The 17,658-nt window shown below is 74.0% G+C and carries 13 protein-coding genes and 2 tRNA genes; 5 read left to right on the top strand and 10 right to left on the bottom strand.

Going from position 1 to position 17,658, the window contains the following annotated elements; translation table 11 throughout:
• The first annotated feature begins 4 nt into the window (after positions 1-4).
• Positions 5-77, top strand: a tRNA-Asn gene (locus tag ACQEV8_RS13665).
• Positions 78-268: 191 nt separating this feature from the next.
• Positions 269-345 (top strand) — tRNA-Ile (locus tag ACQEV8_RS13660).
• Positions 346-553: 208 nt separating this feature from the next.
• Here the strand turns inward: ACQEV8_RS13660 and ACQEV8_RS13655 are convergent.
• Entirely contained in the window at positions 554-1,768 is a 1,215-nt protein-coding gene (locus ACQEV8_RS13655) for an FUSC family protein (protein ID WP_432959908.1), read from the bottom strand.
• A 236-nt stretch (positions 1,769-2,004) separates the two neighbouring features.
• On the opposite strand from ACQEV8_RS13655, the gene ACQEV8_RS13650 reads away from it, so the two are divergent.
• Positions 2,005-2,913 (top strand): helix-turn-helix transcriptional regulator, encoded by a 909-nt coding sequence (locus ACQEV8_RS13650; protein ID WP_432959906.1) that lies wholly within the window; start codon positions 2,005-2,007, stop codon positions 2,911-2,913.
• A gap of 65 nt (positions 2,914-2,978) precedes the next feature.
• On the opposite strand, the gene uppS is transcribed toward ACQEV8_RS13650, so the two are convergent.
• Together uppS and ACQEV8_RS13640 are read right to left on the bottom strand one after the other, a co-directional pair.
• Complete coding sequence (gene uppS, locus ACQEV8_RS13645; protein ID WP_432959904.1) at positions 2,979-4,745, bottom strand: polyprenyl diphosphate synthase; 1,767 nt, start codon at positions 4,743-4,745, stop codon at positions 2,979-2,981.
• Positions 4,746-5,214: 469 nt separating this feature from the next.
• Positions 5,215-5,892, bottom strand: a complete 678-nt coding sequence (locus ACQEV8_RS13640; RefSeq protein ID WP_432972678.1) for an ANTAR domain-containing protein — start codon at positions 5,890-5,892, stop codon at positions 5,215-5,217.
• Positions 5,893-6,084: 192 nt separating this feature from the next.
• Between ACQEV8_RS13640 and ACQEV8_RS13635 the strand changes: the two genes are divergently transcribed.
• On the top strand, positions 6,085-6,435 hold the full coding sequence (locus tag ACQEV8_RS13635; protein WP_432959902.1) for an STAS domain-containing protein: 351 nt from the start codon (positions 6,085-6,087) through the stop codon (positions 6,433-6,435).
• Entirely contained in the window at positions 6,432-7,385 is a 954-nt protein-coding gene (locus ACQEV8_RS13630; RefSeq protein ID WP_432959900.1) for an anti-sigma factor RsbA family regulatory protein, read from the top strand. The genes ACQEV8_RS13635 and ACQEV8_RS13630 overlap by 4 nt, the downstream gene beginning before the upstream one ends.
• A 21-nt stretch (positions 7,386-7,406) precedes the next feature.
• On the opposite strand, the gene ACQEV8_RS13625 is transcribed toward ACQEV8_RS13630, so the two are convergent.
• The 7 genes from ACQEV8_RS13625 to ACQEV8_RS13595 form a co-directional block, all read right to left on the bottom strand.
• Positions 7,407-8,444, bottom strand: a complete 1,038-nt coding sequence (locus ACQEV8_RS13625; RefSeq protein ID WP_432959898.1) for a rod shape-determining protein — start codon at positions 8,442-8,444, stop codon at positions 7,407-7,409.
• A gap of 184 nt (positions 8,445-8,628) precedes the next feature.
• Positions 8,629-8,967, bottom strand: a complete 339-nt coding sequence (locus ACQEV8_RS13620) for an HAD family hydrolase (RefSeq protein ID WP_432959896.1) — start codon at positions 8,965-8,967, stop codon at positions 8,629-8,631.
• On the bottom strand, positions 8,865-12,968 hold the full coding sequence (locus ACQEV8_RS13615) for an SAV_2336 N-terminal domain-related protein (protein ID WP_432959895.1): 4,104 nt from the start codon (positions 12,966-12,968) through the stop codon (positions 8,865-8,867). The genes ACQEV8_RS13620 and ACQEV8_RS13615 overlap by 103 nt, the downstream gene beginning before the upstream one ends.
• A complete protein-coding gene (locus ACQEV8_RS13610; protein ID WP_432959894.1) occupies positions 12,958-13,995 on the bottom strand; it encodes an AAA family ATPase in 1,038 nt (345 codons plus the stop codon). Before ACQEV8_RS13610 ends, ACQEV8_RS13615 begins: the two co-directional genes overlap by 11 nt.
• Before the next feature lie 70 nt (positions 13,996-14,065).
• A complete protein-coding gene (locus tag ACQEV8_RS13605) occupies positions 14,066-15,790 on the bottom strand; it encodes a trypsin-like peptidase domain-containing protein (RefSeq protein WP_432959893.1) in 1,725 nt (574 codons plus the stop codon).
• Positions 15,787-16,176, bottom strand: a complete 390-nt coding sequence (locus tag ACQEV8_RS13600) for a CU044_2847 family protein (protein ID WP_432959892.1) — start codon at positions 16,174-16,176, stop codon at positions 15,787-15,789. The genes ACQEV8_RS13605 and ACQEV8_RS13600 overlap by 4 nt, the downstream gene beginning before the upstream one ends.
• Positions 16,177-16,302: 126 nt before the next feature.
• A complete protein-coding gene (locus tag ACQEV8_RS13595; RefSeq protein WP_432959891.1) occupies positions 16,303-17,655 on the bottom strand; it encodes a carboxyl transferase domain-containing protein in 1,353 nt (450 codons plus the stop codon).
• Positions 17,656-17,658 lie beyond the last annotated feature (3 nt).

Below are 17,658 nucleotides of genomic sequence, written 5' to 3'. Positions count from 1 at the left end.
TCGGTCCTCCGTAGCTCAATTGGCAGAGCAGCCGGCTGTTAACCGGCAGGTTACTGGTTCGAGTCCAGTCGGGGGAGCATGGTGAACGAGGACCCCTCTCAGGGGTCCTTTTTCATGTCTGTTCCGATCTCCTGGGAACCGCGCGGAGCCCGTCGCAGTCCTCATGGTCACGAAGGCGCATGCGAAGCCGCCCAGCCGAAGCAGGAGATCGTATGAGCGGCTATGCTGCGGCAGACGGCGCGCACACGTGTACGCGACACGCCGCTATGGGGCGGTAGCTCAGCCGGTTAGAGCAGCGGACTCATAATCCGTCGGCCGTGGGTTCGAGTCCCACCCGCCCCACCAGGCACCATCGGTGCAGGAACGATCTGACCAGCGGAAAGGTCAGAGCCCTGAGATTACCGTGGCAGTGTTCGCCACACGGGCGCCACACCGTAGCCCATACGATTTTTCTCGAGGCACCGATCACGGTGCGGCAGCGGCGCAGGAACTCGCGTTCATCAAGGGCTTGTTCCATATCAGGCGGGGCGCACGAGGTGGCCGCCTCTCCCACTCATCTACCCACTGAGTCGACGCCGTGCTTGAGCACGTCGCAGGTGTGCTGGAACTCGTCCGTCAGCCGGGACGCCTCGGCCATGAGGATGCCGTACGGCTGCGCGGGGTCACTGAGCGGGAGGGAGCAGGCGCGGGCCTCCTCCTCCAGCCGGTCGCGGCATCGCTGAGCCTCGGCCGCGGCCTCGCACAGCTCGTCGGCCTGGTCGCGGAGACGGTCCTCGTCGACCTGGCTGAGCAACTCGGCGATCCGGGCGAGGGAGGCCAGGAAGTCGCCGTAGGAGCGGGCGAAGTCGACATAGCCCGGGCTGGAGTCGGCGTCGATGTGCCACTGGTCGAGGCTGCGGGTCATGGAGGCCAGCTGGTGGGAGACGCGTTCCAGGGCGTCGACGACGGCCTGGTAGCCGTCGAAGGAGGTGCGGTGGCGATGACGGCGTCGCAGGCGCAGGGGGTTGTAGAGGGTGCTCTCCCAGGCGGTGTGGACCGAGGACTGGGCCTGCCGCACGATCGGTGCGAGGTCGGAGGCGCGCCGGCGCCAGTGCCGGGTGCGTTCCTCCTCCAGCTTTCCCTCGCGCAGCGCCGGGTACATGTCGCCGACCAGGGCGCACAGCGAGTGGGCGAGGGTGTGGATCCCGTACTCGGCGCTGCGGTAGCGCAGGGGAGGCAGCACCAGCGTGTTCACCACGACGCCGACGCCGCAGCCGATGAGCACCAGCACGACGATCTGCCCGAGCTGGGACCAGCGCTGAGAGTCGCTGGTGGCCGCGACGTACGTGGAGAAGGAGAAGAACGCCGCGGTGGCGACCTGGGAGCCCTGCGAGCCCAGCGGCCGCCACCGTCCGATGGCCAGAGCCGCCAGGGTCACCATCACGAACGTGAGCAGGTGGGGGCCGGTCAGCAGGCCCAGCACACCCTGCAGCCCTACACCCACGGTGACCGCGCCGACGTAGCGCAGGGCCTGCACCAGCGACTGGTAGACGGTGACCTGCATGATCAGCACCGCGGAGAACGGCGCGAACGCCGGCGACTGCGCGGCCATCACATCACGCGCGATCACCCAGGCGACGGTGGCCGCGAGGGTGCACTTGCCGATGAGGACCAGGGTGTGCCGCTCATGCCCGTCCGAACCCGCCCGGACGAACCACTGCCTCACCCGGGACGCCCAGTCCTGGGGTGCCGCCTGTACTCGCTGCGCTCCTGCAGCGGCTTCGCCCATCTTCACTCCCGTTCCCGTTCCCGTTCCCTCACGGCTGACTGGCCACGGGGTACCCCGTGCTGTTCACCGCAGACCAGGGACTAGCCCGACCGCCCCGGAACCACGCTGGACGACGGCAAGCTGTCCGCGATGTCGGGCAGCGGGCCGGCCACGCCCGTACGGTCTCGGGGAGGGCGCGTCCATGGGGGTACAAGCTCGACCTCCCTCAGCACCACGCGGTGGCTACCGTGGAACGCATGGCCGACCAGACCAGTGACCACCGCACGGAGATCCGGGACTTTCTCGCCAGCCGGCGCGCCAAGATCACGCCGGAGCGAGCCGGGCTGCCGACCAGCGCCCGGCGCCGGGTCCCGGGGCTCAGGCGTGAGGAAGTGGCCGTGCTCGCAGGGGTGAGCACCGAGTGGTACACCCGCCTGGAGAAGGGTCACATCAGCGGCGTCTCCGAGGACGTGCTCGCCGCGGTCGCCCAGGCCCTGCAGTTGGACGACGACGAACGCACCTACCTGTTCGACCTGGCTCGCGCCGCCCGGCCCGCCCGGCGCACGCCGTCCCGCCGCAGGGACGTCGAGGTCCCGCCCCGCATCCAGTGGCTGCTGGACTCCGTCGCGATGTCCGCTGCCTTCGTACGCAACGGCCGCCTGGACGTCATCGCCACCAACCCGCTGGCCAGGGCCCTGCACGCGCCGATGTTCGCCAGCCCCACCACCGACCCGCGCGGCCGTGCCAACTTCGCCCGCTACCACTTCCTCGACCCGGGCTCACAGGACTTCTTCGTCGACTGGGACTCCGGCGCCGCCGCCACCGTAGCGCTGCTGCGTGCCGAGGCCGGGCGTGAACCGCATGACCGGGCCCTGCGCGAACTCATCGGTGAACTGTCCACGGCCAGCTCCGACTTCCGCACCATGTGGGCCGCACACGACGTCCGTATCCGTCACGAGGGCACCAAACGGCTGCAGCACCCCGAGGTCGGAATCCTGGAACTGACCTACCAGTCCCTGGACCTGCCCGTGTCTCCCCGGGCCGTGCACGACCTGAGCCTCTACACCGCCGAACCGGGCACGACCTCGGAAGAACGCCTCAGACTCCTCGCCAGCCTGGCAGCCACTCCCGTCCGGGCGACGGGGCCCACCGACCAGCCGCGCTGAGCGGATGATCGTTCGTGTTCCCCGCGTGCCACGACGCACCAGGGGGCATCGGTCATCGGCCCGGCTCATTGCCGCTCTGAACGGCCCTCTTCCGGCGGGGCCGTGGTGGCCGGAGTCGTGCCGTGGCGGCGTTGGCGGTGGGTGTACGAGGTGACGGCCTGCCAGAGGTCGCGGCGGTCGGTGTCGGGCCAGAGGCCGGGGGTGAAGTGCAGCTCGGCGTAGGCCGTGTGCCAGGGCAGGAAGTTGGAGACGCGGTGTTCGCCGCCGGTGCGCCAGAGCAGGTCCACGTCCGGCAGGTCCGGGCGGGGCAGGTGCCGGGCGAAGTCGTCCTCGGTGATCAGGTCCGGATCGAGACGGCCGGCCCGGGTACGGCGGGCCAGGGCGGCGGCCGTTCGGGTGAGTTCGTCCCGGCCGCCGTAGTCGATGCACATCGTCAGCGTCAGGGCCGTGCGAGTGCGGGTGGTGCGCTCCCGGAGGTGGAGGAGGTCGACCAGGTCGGGCGGCAGGCGGCCGGCGCGGCCGTGCCAGCCCAGCCGGACGTCGAGGTCGCGGAAGGGGTCGTCGGTCAGTTCGCGGAGCAGGAGGTCGAGGATCGCGTCGACCTCTTCGGTGTCGCGGTGCCAGTTCTCGGTGGAGAAGGTGTAGAGGGTCAGGTGTCGTAGGCCGATGTCCAGGGCGCCGTGGACCACTTCGCGGACGGCGGTGGCGCCGGCGCGGTGACCCTCGTGGCGGGGGAGGCCTCGCTGCTGGGCCCAGCGGCCGTTGCCGTCCATGATGACGGCGACGTGGGCGGGCAGGTGCGCGGACGGGATCTCCGGTGGGCGCTCGCCACTGGGGTGGGGTGGCGGGGAGTGGAAGGCCGCGGTGTGGGCCGGGCGGGTGAGGGCGGGGTGGTCGCCGTGGACGGGCTGGTGTGGGGGCGGCACCGTCAGGGGGGTCAGGCTCCAGGCCAGGGTGGCGCGGGCCCGGGCCGGGGCGAGGATCCGGGCGCGGGTGAGGGGCGCGGGCCGGGGCGGGGCCTGGAGGAGGGCCGGTCCCGCGGTGTCGATGGCGTCGAGCTGGGCGCGCAGCAGGGCCGCCATCGTGTGCAGGACGGTGGCGGGGCCGGGGTGCATGCCACGGCTGAGGGTCTCCTGGGTCACCCACTGGCGGGCCAGGCCGGTCAGATGCGTGACCAGGGCGGACACGGCGGGGCTCCAGCGGCGGTGTGCCAAGTCGGCGGCGGATCCGGGGTGGTGGTCGAGGACCTCGGCGGGCAGGAGGAGGTCGCCCTGGGCGAGGTCGGCGGACAGGTCGGTGAGGATGTCCGTGAGCCGGACGCCGTCGAGGAACTCCTCGTAGGTCTCCCGGGTGTCCAGTCGGAGCGCGACGGGGACGCCGGCCCGGTCGAAGAGGGTGCGGACCTGGCCGAACCAGGGGAGCAGGTTGTCCCGGCCCCAGGCGCGCCACTCGGTCCAGTCGGTGAAGTGCCTGCCCCGGGTGTCGTCCCGCACCTGAGTCATGGCGGCGTGCAGTTCGGACAGGTCCAGGCGCCAGCGGGCCGCGGTGTGCACGAGGGCGTGGCGGACGGGGTCCGGGCTGGTACCGGTGGGCAGTTCACGGCGCAGGGCGCTGATCCACTCCTCGACCCGGACGGCCCGTTCGGCGGCGGGGGCGGTGCGGTCGTCGCCCAGGTCGTCGAGGGCGTTGGCGGCCGCCCACAGGGCGTGGAGCGCCGGGCGCAGCGGGGCGGGCACCAGCTGGATCAGGGCGTACTCCGCGGGGTCCTGCCGCCTGGTACGGAGCCGGCACAGCCGGTAGGCCGCCCGCAGTGCCGGGTCGTCGCCGATCACCGCCCGAGCGGTGGTCGTGCGTCGGTCTGCCGGGGCTGGGGTCGCGGGAGGCACATCGCTGACAACGAGAGCGATTCGTCCAGGTATTGCGCTGATCAAGTGGGTTGCTGCGGGGCAGAGGGGAGGGGCGCGCCGGGGTGGGCGGTGGTGGGTCGCCGGCGGAGCGTTCGCCGCATTGTGGTGCCACTGGCCGGCCTGCGGCAGCGGGGCGGGGGCGTTGTCCGACGAGGGGCGACGGGCCGCTGCCGAGGCCGCCCGGGCCGGGGGGGCGTCACCCGCCACCCTCCTCCGAGCCGCGGCCGGGTGGCTCGGAGGTCCGGTCGGTCGCTGCCCCGAGACCTGCCCGGGCTGCCTGGAGGGGACGGGGTCGGTGACGTGGGTCGTCGCTCCGAGTCGGGCCCGGGCGACACCGAGTGGACGGTCCGGTGAATCGGATCGCCGTTCCGGGGGCGTGCCCGAGCCCGGCGGGTCAGCTGTGGTGGCGGCGGGTCAGGGCCTTGTTCAGGGCCGTGCGGAGTTCGGGGGGTGGGGGAGGGCCGTTGGATTCCGCGCTGGCCGTGACCGCGGCGGCCACGTCGCGGAGCTTGGTGTTGGAGAGCTGGGACGTCTCCCGGAGGATGTGCCAGGCCTGGTCGGAGGTGCAGCCGTGGGTGGCCATGAGGATGCCGCGGGCCTGGTCGATGACCGGGCGGGAGGCGATGGCCTGGCGGAGCTGCTCGACCTCCGACTGGAGGAGGTGCAGGCGCTCGGCGCGTTCCAGGGCGACCGCTGAGGAGGCGGCGGGGGCGGGATCGTGGGGCGCGGTGCGCAGCGGGTCCGTGGTGTCCAGGCCTGCCAGCTCCAGGATCCGGCGTGGCTGGCCGTTCCAGTTCGTGGTGGTGACCGTCGTCGCCCGGCCCCGGCCGTAGTCGCTCAGGACGTCCAGGAACTGGAGTCCGGCCGTGTCCATGAAGTGCACGCGCCCCATGTCCAGGTCGACCCGGGTGACCGTGGCCGGCAGCTCGGCCAGGGTTCTGGCCAGGATGTCCGCGCAGCCGTGAACGAGCTCACCGCGCGGGGTGAGCTCGGCGCGGTCCGCGTCGACGCGGCCACTGATGACCAGGGTGTTCAGCCCTCCTGTGAGGTGTGGTGATGCCGCTGACGTCATGTCACCGCCCTGTCGGTCCTCGTCGGTCGTCATCGGTCCCAGCCGGACTGTGCAACGATCACGTCGCCCCCCCGGTGGACATCGGTGTGACGTGCGCCTGCCCGCCTTACGGCGTACTACACCCGGTTCTGGGGCATGAGATTTTCCCGGGCGGGTACGAGCGCTGTGGTCCACCGGCGTGGGGAGAGGGGCTTGAACACTCGATACCAGGTGCCTGCCGCCGGACCCCGCGTGCCGGGCCTGGCGGTGTTTCCGCTGGCCGGGCGGCAGGGGGTCCGCGCGACGGGAGAAGTCGGCCTGACCACCCGTGCGATCTGGGAAGGCGTACTGGAGCAGGCCGTTCGCGAGGATGAGGACGTGTACTACCTGGAGCTGTCCGACGTGACGTTCGTCGACGTCGCGGGCGCCGGTGCGCTCGCGGCCGCGGCCGGGAAGCTCCGGGACGGCCGCAGGTTCGTCGTGCGCCGCCCGCCGCCGGCCCTGCGACGGACGCTGGACCTGCTCTGGCCCGACCAGGAGGGGATCGAGGTGTCGACGTCATGACCACTGCCGTCACCGAGCCCTTCGGGCCCCTCGACCCCTTCGTCCACCCCGCGCTCTTCTACCGGGACGAGCAGGAGTACCTCGACGTCACCGTGCCCTTCGTGCGCGACGGCCTGGCGGCCGGCGAGCCCGTGGCGGTCGCGGTGCCCGGCAAGAACCTCGCGCTGATCCGGGACGCCCTGGGCGAGGCCGCGGGCGCCGTGAAGCTCCTGGACATGCGGGAGGCCGGGCGCAATCCGGGCCGGATCATCCCGGGCGTGCTGCGCGCGTTCGCCGACGCCCAGCCGTCCGGCCGCCGGGTGCGGATCATCGGCGAGCCCATCTGGGCCGGGCGCTCCACCACCGAGTACCCCGCCTGCGTCCAGCACGAGGCGCTCATCAACGCGGCCTTCCGGGGCCGTACGGCGACCATCCTGTGTCCGTACGACGTCGAGCAGCTCCCCGAGCACGTCCTCGCCGACGCGTACGCCACCCACCCCACCGTCATCCCCTCCGGCTCCCGGGCGGAGGAGAGCAGCGAGGCGTACGCCCCCTGGGCCGTCGTCGACCGCTACAACGAGCCGCTGCCGCCCGTGCCGGACGCGCTGACGTTCCCCTTCGACTCCGACTCGCTCTCCCCGGCCCGGCACGAGGCCGTCGGTGAGGCGGCGCGGCTCGGTCTCACCGGCGTCAAGCTGGACGACCTGGCCCTCGCCACGGCCGAGCTCACCACGAACAGCGTGGTGCACGGCGGTGGTTCGGGTGTGCTGCGGATGTGGGCCGAGGACGGGTACGTGGTCTGCGAGGTGCGTGACGAGGGACGGCTCGAGGACATCCTGGCCGGGCGCCGGCCCGTCCCTCGCGACCAGCGCGGCGGACGCGGGATCCTGCTGGTCAACCTGATCGCCGACCTGGTGCGGGTGCACCGGAGCGACGGCGGGACGACGGTGCGCTGCTGGTTCGCTCGCTGAGGACGTGGCCCCCGGGGCGGCTCAGGCCCCCAGCGGATCCAGGGCCAACGGTTCGATCTTGCCCTCCAGCATGGCGCCGAGGCCCTGTACGGCGCACACGTCCGGGCGCTCGGCGATGCGCACGGGCATGCCGGTCGCCTCGCGCAGCATCTCGTCCAGGCCCGGCAGCAGGGCGCTGCCGCCGACCATCATGATCCCCCGGTCGGCGAGGTCGGCGACCAGGTCGGGCGGGCAGTCCCGCAGCACCTTGCCGATGCCGTCGAGGATGGCGGTGAGCGGCGTCTGGATGGCGTCCCGCACGGCGGCGGTGTCGACCAGGACCGAGCGGGCCAGGCCCGTGGCGACATCCCGGCCGTGGATCTCCGTCGAGGCCGGGCCGTGCGGAGTGAGGCCGTTGCCGGACAGGGCGAGCTGCAACGGCCGTACCGACTGGCTCGGCAGCATCAGCTCGTGCTGGTGACGCAGGTGCTGCACGATCGCGTGGTCGACGGCCTCGCCGCCCACCGGGATGCGCTCGGCGGTGACGATCGCGCCCAGGGACAGCACGGCCACCTGGGTGGCCGCCGCCCCGCACACCATGATCATCGTGGCCTCGGGCTGCTCCACGGGCAGTCCGCAGCCGACGGCGGCGGCGAGCAGCGTGTCGACCAGTTCCACCCGGCGGGCCCCGAGACCGACCAGTGTCTCGATCGTGGCGCGCTGGGCCAGCGGGTCGGAGTCGTGCGGGGTGCAGGCCGCGGCGCGCAGGATCGGCTTGCGGCGCAGGCTGCGGCGCATCTTGTCGCCGAGCAGGTGCCGCAGCATGCGCTGGGCCATCTCGATGTCGACGACGGTGCCGCCGGTGACCGGCCGTACCACCCGGATGTAGTGCGGCGTACGGCCCGTCATCTTCTCGGCGAGCTCGCCGACCGCGATCAGGGCGCCGGTGCGGGTGTTCACGGCGGCGGCGGACGGCTGGTCGACGACGAGCCCGGCTCCCTTGACGTAGACGCGGGTGCGGGCCGCCCCCAGGTCGACGGCGAAGTGGCAGCGGCGCAACTGCTCCAGACTGGCGGTCATGGCAGGTCCTCCCGAGAGCACAGACCGTGGAGGGCCGCCAGACGGCGGGCCTCCCTCGCATCGTGCGCGCGAGGGGCCGGGGCCGCCTTTCCAAGGGGGCCGGGTGGGGTACCGCCGAACGGGGGTTCGGGCGTGCCGAGCCCCGCGTCTGCGGCGTGATCCGAACGGCAGGCCCTGGAACTGGCTAGGGCTGGAGCGAGCGCGCTGCCTCCAGCAGGGGGGCCAGGGACGTGACCGTGGTGTCGCAGCCCGCCTCGCCGAGTTGCCGGGCGGCGGTGGTGTTGCGGGCGAGGCCGATGAAGCGCAGACCGGCCTGCTGGGCGGCGGTGAGTTCGGCGACCGTGGAGCCGATGAGCACACCGGTCGCGGCGGCGCCGCCCGAGGAGTGCATCGCGCGCAGGAGACAGTCGGGGTGCGGGGTCAGCAGGGCGAGGTCCTCGCCCCGGCCGTGGACGCCTGCCAGGGGGAGGCCGTAGGGCTCGAGGTAGCGGTGGACGGCCGGGGCGCCGACGTCCGTGACCACGCTGACACGGCGTCCTGAGTCGTGCAGGGCACGGACCAGCGGCACACAGTTGTGCGTGGTCGGCGCCGCCGGGAGCGCCAGCAGTTCGAGTTCGTCCAGGCGGTCCCGGAGCAGCGGGCCGAGCCCGTCATGGGCGAACGCCCGCAGGACGTCCAGCGGATGGACGAACGTCTCCGGCCCCGCCCCGCCCACGGTGTCCTTCGGGTCGCGGTGCTCGGCGACCAGGGCGAGCAGGTCGAGGGCGGCCTCGCGCGCGGTGGTCGCGGAGAACAGGCGGGCCACGGGGCCGTCGAAGCCGAGCAGTACGGTCTCGGCGTCGCCGAGGAGAGCGGACAGCGGGCGCGCCGCCGGGGCCGGGCCCTGAGGTCCGGGCAGGGCCGCCCCCTCCGGGCCAGCTGCACCGACGCCGTCACCGAAAGACCCGGCACGGGCCAGCGGCGCAGCCCGGCGTTGACCGCGCGCTGGGCCGCGCCCGCCCGGCGCAGCGGATGGCGGCGGGTGATCCGGGCCGCCTCCTCCAGCAGATGGCCGAGCAGCGGCTCGGACACCCGGGCGACCTCGCCGCGGACGAAGGCGACCGGATCGTCCACGTGCCAGGACAGCTCGACCGCGGCGGCGAAGGCGCCCTTGCCGGAGCTCGGCAGGGAGACCCGGTGATGGGACTGGTGCGTGGTGAGGTCCACCTCGTAGTACGTGACGTGCCGCGGCGGCCGGGCGCCGTGTGGCCGGGCGGGGTTGAGGAGGGTGAGCGGGCCGTCCGGCTGGGTGTGGACGACGGCTGTGCGGCCCGGGGCCGGTATGCCGAGCCGGCGCAGATCGTTGGTGATGAAGGGCCCCCGCACCAGGTCGCGGTCCTCGGGTTCCGGGGCCGTGGAGGGGGACAGCGGGCAGAACCAGGCGACGGGCGGGGTGTCCGTGGCGCCGTCCTGGTGGACGGGCTGGAAGCGCCGGGGCCCCTGGGCCGCCGAGCTGCCGGCGAACTGCTCGTACACGGCCGGGGAGACGACCACCTGGAGGTCGGCGGGCACGGGCACCGCCACCGCGGGCGGGGTGGGCCGGTCCCAGAACGTCACGGTGAGGGGCGGCGGGTCCACGAGCCCGGTCAGGACCTCGGGGAGCCAGCGCAGTACGGCGACCAGCACGGGCAGGACGTAGGTGCCGGGCTCGGTGTGGACCACGTAGCCGTTGCCGCGGACCCGGACGTCGGTCTGGTGGGTGGCGAGGGAGCCCCGGGACAGCATCTCGTGCACCGCGTACTCGAGGGTGATGCGCGCCTCGGGGTGGCCGGTGAGGTCGTCCGCCTCGAAGAGGATCGTGGGGCCGGCGGCCTCTTCGGACGACGCCCGGTCCAGTTCGGCCCGTGTGGTCTCCAGGTCCAGCCTCAGGGCGCGCAGGCGGTCCCGGGTGGCCGCGGCGGCGGGGCCGGGGATGCCGTCCAGGGGGTCGCCGTACCAGAGGTCGAGGACGCGGCCGAGCTCGGCGGGCCAGCGCATCGTGTCGCTGAGCAGCTCCTCGCAATGGAGTACGTCGACGTACACGTCCGGTGCGTGCAGGGCGTAGGCATGGGGGAGAGTGACGAGCGCGCCGGGGGGCAGCACCCGTAGCAGCTCGGGAATCAGACCCTCGATGCGGGCTTCGGCCTCGCGTTCCGCCGGCGGCTCCGCCCACAGCCCTCCGGCCAGCTCGGCGTGGCTCACACGGCGGCCGCGGTGGAGGAGCAGCATGCACAGCAGCGCCTGGGCCTCCGGTGAAGGGGGCTCGACGACGTCCGTGCCGTCGCTGATGCGCAGAGGGCCGAGCAGTGTGAAGCCGCGCGAGGGCGGCCACGAGGCCGTCGCGGGCAGCCCGGCGGCGTATCCGGCGGCTTCGCGCATCCTGCGCCCGTCGATCCGGTCGAGCAGCTCCCTGTGCTCGTGGGGAATCGCCACGCCTGCGGCCAGCTGCTTGAGGAACCAGCGGAATTCGGTCACGTCCGACTCGGGGCCCTTGCCCCGGGACTCCTCGCCCAGCGCGACCCGGCTGATCATCACCGTGCCGTCGGGCCGGAACAACAGGCCCGCGGGGCCGGGCTCCCCGCGCACCAGTCCGTGCGCGTGGAGCGCGTCGAGGCCGGCCAGGCCCTGGCACACCAGGCGTGCGAACGTCCAGAAGGAGATGCCCGAGAGGATTTCGGAGAGCGTCAGCCCGTCCACGAACTCCGTGACCAGGTAAGGCGTGTTGCCCTCCATCCCGAAGTCGAGCACCCGCACCACGTGCGGATCGTCGACGCCGGCCAGCGCGCGGGCCTGCCTCAGGAACCGCTCGTGCGGCGCGGGCCGGTCGCGATACATCTGTACGACCACCTGCCGGCCGGTGTGGACGTCCACCGCCCGCACCTTCCGCCGGCCGGCCCCTCGCGGCTCGGCCAGCCGGTACCGCCCCGCGAACAGCGGCTCCTGCCGCCCCTCCCCGCCCAGCCGCCGTACCGTCTCCTCGCTCACCGTCGCGAACGCCGGCCCCGAGCCGTTCTGTCCGCCGTCCGTCTCCGCCCGGAACTCCCCGGCCGCGAGCCCCGCTCGCTCGTCGATCAGACCGCCGACGCGCTCAAGGAACTCCCGGGTCCTGCCCCGGGCCGTGCGGGGCAGGGAGCGCAGCAGCAACTCCCGCACACCGGACCGGAATTCGTAGGAGCCAGGTGGGCCGGGGGCTGCGGCGAGCATGCCGCTGAGGATCACCTCGGCGAGGTGCTGGGGGCGCGGGTCGCGGTCCACGGCGCGCTGGACGAGGCGCATCACCGGCACCGAGGGGACCGCCAGCGCGAGATGCCCGGCGAGGCGGAAGGCCTCCGGGGACGCGGTCGCTCGGAAGCGCAGCACCAGGTCCTCCGGGGACGCCGAGGCGAGGTCGGGGACCGGTTCGGCGGGTGGTGCGGGGGCGGGCGGCAGCCAGGCCGCCGCGCCCGGGGTGCGGGCGCCGCCGGGGTCGCGGACCAGGGCCGCCCAGTGGGCGAGCCAGGCCGCGCCCGGTTCCAGCACCGGCAGGGGCAGGGCCTGGTCGGGGGCCGGCGTGGCTTCGTAGGGGGCGAAGGTGAGCGCCGCCGAGGGCGCCGCCGTGGACGGGGCGGTCAGCAGGCCCGGTTCGGCGGGGAGTGCCGTGGTGGGCCAGAGGTGTTCCGGCAGGGGCTGGACCACGGCGACCGGCAGGTGGCGGGCCCAGTGGCGCAGCGTGCGGTACCAGCGGTCGCCCGCCTCGCCCGGGCGCCACTGCGGGCCCATGCAGTCGCTGACGACGAGGGTGACCGTACGGCCGTCGCCGAGGACGGGGACCTGGCGGGCCCGGCCGTCGGGCGTGGCCGGGTGCAGGGTGACCGTGCGGAAGATGCCCGACTGGGCGAGTGCCGTGTGCAGTTCGCTCACCAGGGGGCGCCAGACCGGCATGGTGGGACCGGTGTCGTGCACGAGGTTCAGCCGCAGCCAGCGGTCGGGGGCCGGGCGCAGCACCGGGAGCCATACGTCGGGGTGGGCGCCGAGCCGGGCGATCCGGTCGGCCGTCGCCCGTTCGTCGAGCACCCGCAGGTGCGGGGAGGGCACCTTGCGCTGCAGCGGGCGCAGGGCGCGCTGCAGCGCGAGGGGGTGGGGCAGCATCGGGGGTGCGGGGGCGAGAAGGGGTGAACCGCCGCCGGATCCGTCTCCCTGCGCGAGGCCCGGGGGACGCGGTGCGGGCAGGCGCAGGGGAACGCGGTCGGGCGTGGGCGCCGGGGCCGTCGGGGGCGGTTCGGAGGAACGCGGTGGTACGGGGGCGGCTGGGGAGTCGCCCTCGGGCGTGAGGGCCCCGGCTGCCTCCTCGGGCGTGGCGGGACCGACGGGCCGGGGCTCCTCCACGGACGGCTCGTGCGCCTCCAACCGGCCCGCCAGCCACAGCAGTTCCGCCAGCTCCCGGGGCGTCGGCGACGCACCGGCCGCGGACAGCGCGGCGGCCAGGCGGGCGACGGGGGACTGCCCGGCTCCGTGCTCAGAAGCCATCGCCGTCGGCCGTCGCGCTGAGGTACGGCATCAGTTGCTCGGCGAGGTCGTCGCGGGACTCGGCGTCCAGGCCGGAGACTCCGGTGAGGTAGAGGGCGTTCAGGAGCTGGTCGGTGGCGAGTTCGCCGCCGTTGGCACGCTCCAGGAAGCGGGTGATCAGACGGTCCGCGGTGGCGTCCGGGGTGTCGAGGTGGGCGCGGACGATGTCGGTGAGCTGGTCGCGGTCGGGGCGGCGCAGCTTCAGCCGGACGCAGCGGCGCAGGAAGGCGGGCGGGAACTCGCGTTCGCCGTTGCTGGTCAGCACGACGAACGGGAAGGCCCGGCAGCGGACCCGGCCGCGGTGGACGGCGACCGGGGTGTCCGTGCCGTCGGCGAGGACCTCGGCCGCGGTGTCGTCCGAGTGGCGGGCGGCGCGGACCAGTTCGGGGATCTCGTACTGGCCCTCCTCCAGGACGTTCAGCAGGTCGTTGGGCAGGTCGAGGTCGCTCTTGTCGATCTCGTCGACGAGCAGGGCCCGGGGCCGGTCATAGGGGAGCAGGGCCGTGCCGAGCGGACCCAGACGCAGATGGTCCTCGACGTCGCCGGCGGCCGGCCGGTCCTGCCGCTGCCGGTCTTGCCGGTCCTGCCGCTCCCGGGCCGCGTAGAGCCGGGACAGCGGGTCGTACTGGTAGAGGCCGTCGGACAGCGAGCTGCGGCTGGTGATGTTCCAGCGCAGCACCGGGCCGAGGCGCAGCTCGCGCGCCACCGCGTACGCCAGTGAGGACTTGCCGGTGCCGGGCGGGCCGGTGACGAGCAGGGGGCGGCGCAGGCAGAGCGCGGCGTTGACGAGCCGGACGCTCTCCGGGGTGGCCACGTACGACCTGGCCCGGTGCACGCGGTCGGGCGAGACGGCCGTCGAGTCGTCCCTGTCGTCGGGCGGCGGCAGGGTGGGCCCGCCGTCGAAGGCACGCCAGGGCGGGGGGACGGGGAGGTGGTCGATGCCGTCGTGCGGCTCGTTCCTGCCGGTGTAGACCGACCAGTGCGGCATGGGGGGTGGTCTCCGCTCTCCGTTTTCGTGCTGGTGTTTCTCAAGGCGCCCCGGAACGCGTCCGGGTGGGTCAGGACACCGGCGACCCCGCGTGCGCGGCGATGACCGCGTGCGGGTCGGTGAAGACGCGCGGGTCGTCCCAGAGCAGCTGGATGCCGTGCGCCCAGTGGTCCTCCTCCGCGTCGGCCTCCTCGCGCAGGGCCAGGATGTGGCGGGGGAGTTCGGCGGGCGGTACGGCTGCCAGACAGGCGTCGAGCGCGTCGAGGAAGGCCTTGCCGGTGCAGCCGTCCGCTCCGGCGCACTCCTCCTGCCCCGAGTCGCAGCCGCCGCGCGACCACACGATGACCGGGGCCGGCGCGGTGAGCGAGGTGTCGAAGTGCGGCCGGGTACGGGAGGCGGCCGGGGCGGTGCCGAACCCGGCGAGGCAGGCGTCGGGCCGCCGCATCCGCATCCGCAGCCGCCCGGGCTCCTCCGGGCCGCCGCACTCCACACGGTGCATCCGCGCGCCCGGCAGCAAGTCCAGGCGCTTCCACGCCCGGGTCAGGACATGCCGGGTGCTGGCCTTGCGCCGGGCGTGGTCGGTGACGACCAGCGGGTAGACGCAGCCGAGCGGCGTCGCGTCGTCGGGGGCGCTCTCCCAGAGGTCGACGGGCCAGTCCAGCCAGTCCCGGGGCAGCGCGAACGCGACGAGTTCGTCGGCGCCGGGCGTCAGATACCGGAACGCCGCCTCGATCCGGTCCCGTACGTAGGCGTGCAGCCGGTGCTGTTCGACCGTGCCGGAGTCCACCGGGTGCCGTCGCCCCTCGCTGTACGCGGACACCTCGACCCGGACCAGGCCGTCGCCCGCTCCGCTGTGCCCCAGTTCGACGAGGATGGGCGACCAGTCGGGCGCCGACGGCTCCACGGCCGGGGTGTGCAGCAGGGCTTCGAGCCGGTCGGCGAACCGGGACACGGTCCGCCCGGCGCCCGGGCCGTCGAGTTCGCACAGCACGAACAGGGCCGCCGACCAGAGCGATGCGAACCCCTCTTCGGGCGGCGGCGGGTCGAAGGGGTCGGCGGCGGCGGTGTAGAGCCGGGCCGGGTCGCAGTCCACGCCCGTCCGGGCCGCCTTCTCGACCAGGGCGCGCAGCCGGGCCCGGTCGGCGCCGGCGTGGTCGGAGGTGGGGACGAGGCTCTGCAGGCCGGGCCAGTAGCGGGCCATGACCTGGGTGGGCATCATCCGGCCGTTGCGCACGTCCCGGCTGCCGGCCGCCGCCGTGACCATGCCGATGACCTCGCCGGTGTCGGCCAGGGTGACGGCGGCCCCGCTGAAGCCGGGTGCCAGGGCCTGGCCGCCCTGGTGCCAGGCCTCCAGCTGGAGCCATTCCCGTTTGATCAACTGCGGTGCGGTGACGCGGTATTCGGCGAGGGTGCCCTCGTCGAAGCCGGCCGGGAAGCCGTAGACGACGAGCTTGCGGGGGCTCGTGCCGTGCGCGGCGTCGACGGGCGCGAGCGCGGCCGGGGCGATGGGCATCTCCCGGTCCAGTTCCAGCACGGCGAGGTCACCGAGGTCGGTGCTCGAGCCGGTCCAGCCGCCGTGGGCGACGACCCGGGCGGGCACGGCCGGGGAGCCGGGCAGCTCCGTGAAGGTCACCGTCAGGCCGTCGCCGTCCTGCACGACATGGGCGCAGGTCAGCACCGTGCTGGGGGTGACCAGGAAGCCCGCTCCGGCCACCTGGCCGCGTGATTCGACCCGGGCGTGCCACTCGGCGCTGTTCAGGGTGGTCTCCAGGGCGCTGCCCACGGCGCTGTTCATGAGGCGGCGCCGGCCTCCCGCGCACCGGCACCCGGAGCGGACGGGGCCTCCGGAGTGGACGGGGCCTCCGGAGCGGACGGAGACCAGGACAGCTTGACCACGAGATGCCCCTCGGCGGTCCCCTTGGCGATGAACGCGCCCGCCTCGGCGGACAGTTTCACCCCGAACTCGATCTCCACGCCGTCGGGCTTCAGCGAGCCGTCCCGGAAGACCCGCAGCGCGGACTCGGCCGCGGAGCGCACCCCGTCCAGGGCGCCCTCGAAGGTACGGGTCGCCTGGACCGCCCCGTCGCCGCGGGAGACCAGGCGGGAGCCGGACCGCTCCTCCACCCCCTCGACCGCGACCACGGCACCGTCACCGGTCCTGAATTCGACCAACCCGTCCATGGCGCCCCCGTCGTTCCCTTGCTCGTCCCACTGCGCTGAGCATTTCCATTGTTACGGAAGGTACTTGATGTTGCGTGGGGCATCCACCGGACTCACGGACCCACTGTGCTTACGGACCCACCGTGCTTACGGACCCACCGTGCCGCGGATCACCCCCAGTTCCACCAGATCCTGCGGCCGGACGCGGAGCTGGTCCGCCGTCGGCTCGACCTCGCGCGGCGGCCGCTTGAGGATGGCCGCCGCGAGTTCCGGGGCGATCACCGAGAAGTAACTGTCGGCCGTCGCCCAGGTGTTGCCGGGCGCGGCCAGGGCCAGCGCGCCGCCCGAGCCGCCCTCGCCTGTCACCAGCGTCGTCACCGGCGTACGGGCGCCCGCCACCGCCGCGAACAGGTCGGCGATCGCCGCGCCCGCGCCCTGCCGCTCCGCCTCCGCGTCGTTGGCCGCGCCCGGGGTGTCGACGAGGGTCAGCACCGGGATGCCGAGCCGGTCCGCGAGCCGGATCAGCCGGGCGGCGGTGCGATAGCCGGCGGGGCGGGTCGCGGTCCCGGTCTGCGCCGCGTACGCGACCGTACGGCCCTCGTGTTCACCGAACCCGCACAGCATCCCGTCCGGGTCGGTGCCGCCGCAGCGGTCGCCGCTGATCGCGACCCGGTGGGTGAAGTAGGCGTCCAGATAGGCGGCGGCGCGCGGACGCCGGGGTGAGCGGGCACGTCGTACGGCGTCCCAGCCCGTGCCGGGCAGGCCCGCGCTGGCGCCGAGCGGTTCCGGCGGCGGGGCGGGCGTGCCGGACGGTGACGTCAGCAGCGGCAGCCACCGCCCCAGCGCCTCGCGCAGTTCCTCCGGCTGTACGACCGCGTCCACCGCCCCCGCCGCGAGCTGCGCCTCGGCCGTGTACGCGGCAGGGTCGGCGTCCGCCGGCCGCACCCGGGAGCCGGCGAAGCCGACCTGCGCTCCGGGCAGCGCGAGGACCACGTCCGCGCCCGCGCCGAGGGTGGCCCAGCCGCCTCCGGTCGTCGGGTCGCGCACCACGGCGACCTGGGCCAGACCGGCCTCCCTGGTGAGCGCCGACTGCCGGGCCACCCGCTGGAGCTGGGTCAGCGCGAGCATGCCCTCCTGCATCCGGCTGCCGCCGGTGGCGACCAGCGGTACGACCGGGAGGCGGTGGTCACGGGCGTACATGTACGCCGCCTCCAGCAGGTCGCCGGTGCGCTGCCCCAGGGAGCCGCCGAGGAAGCCGAACTCGAACGCGATCAGCACGGCCCGGGCGCCGCCGATCCGGGCGGTGCCGCAGACGACGGACTCCTGCTCGCCGGTGCGTTCGGCGGCACGGGCGCGGGAGGCGTCGTAGCCCGGCCAAGCGAGTGGGCCGTCAGGCCTGGGGTCCCTCATGGACGCGGGGAGTTCGGCGAAGGTGGAGTCGTCGGCGACGAGGGCGACGATCTCGCGAGCCGAATGGCGGTCGGCCGGCTGGTCACTCATCGG

The sequence above is a fragment of the Streptomyces sp. CA-179760 genome (genome assembly GCF_050937045.1).
Classification (GTDB): Bacteria; Actinomycetota; Actinomycetes; order Streptomycetales; family Streptomycetaceae; genus Streptomyces.
The sequence above is the reverse complement of the archived record's forward strand: the minus strand, read 5'-3'. Positions and strand labels throughout refer to the sequence as shown.

What these genes read in the sequence shown, in the direction of transcription:
- ACQEV8_RS13625 (WP_432959898.1), bottom strand. Translation starts at nt 8,444, where the DNA reads ATGACCGCCAGTCTGGAGCAGTTGCGCCGCTGCCACTTCGCCGTCGAC.
- ACQEV8_RS13615 (WP_432959895.1), bottom strand. Translation starts at nt 12,968, where the DNA reads ATGGCTTCTGAGCACGGAGCCGGGCAGTCCCCCGTCGCCCGCCTGGCC.
- ACQEV8_RS13655 (WP_432959908.1), bottom strand. Translation starts at nt 1,768, where the DNA reads ATGGGCGAAGCCGCTGCAGGAGCGCAGCGAGTACAGGCGGCACCCCAG.
- ACQEV8_RS13600 (WP_432959892.1), bottom strand. Translation starts at nt 16,176, where the DNA reads ATGGACGGGTTGGTCGAATTCAGGACCGGTGACGGTGCCGTGGTCGCG.
- ACQEV8_RS13610 (WP_432959894.1), bottom strand. Translation starts at nt 13,995, where the DNA reads ATGCCGCACTGGTCGGTCTACACCGGCAGGAACGAGCCGCACGACGGC.
- ACQEV8_RS13630 (WP_432959900.1), top strand. Translation starts at nt 6,432, where the DNA reads ATGACCACTGCCGTCACCGAGCCCTTCGGGCCCCTCGACCCCTTCGTC.
- ACQEV8_RS13650 (WP_432959906.1), top strand. Translation starts at nt 2,005, where the DNA reads ATGGCCGACCAGACCAGTGACCACCGCACGGAGATCCGGGACTTTCTC.
- ACQEV8_RS13595 (WP_432959891.1), bottom strand. Translation starts at nt 17,655, where the DNA reads ATGAGTGACCAGCCGGCCGACCGCCATTCGGCTCGCGAGATCGTCGCC.
- ACQEV8_RS13605 (WP_432959893.1), bottom strand. Translation starts at nt 15,790, where the DNA reads ATGAACAGCGCCGTGGGCAGCGCCCTGGAGACCACCCTGAACAGCGCC.
- ACQEV8_RS13640 (WP_432972678.1), bottom strand. Translation starts at nt 5,892, where the DNA reads ATGACGTCAGCGGCATCACCACACCTCACAGGAGGGCTGAACACCCTG.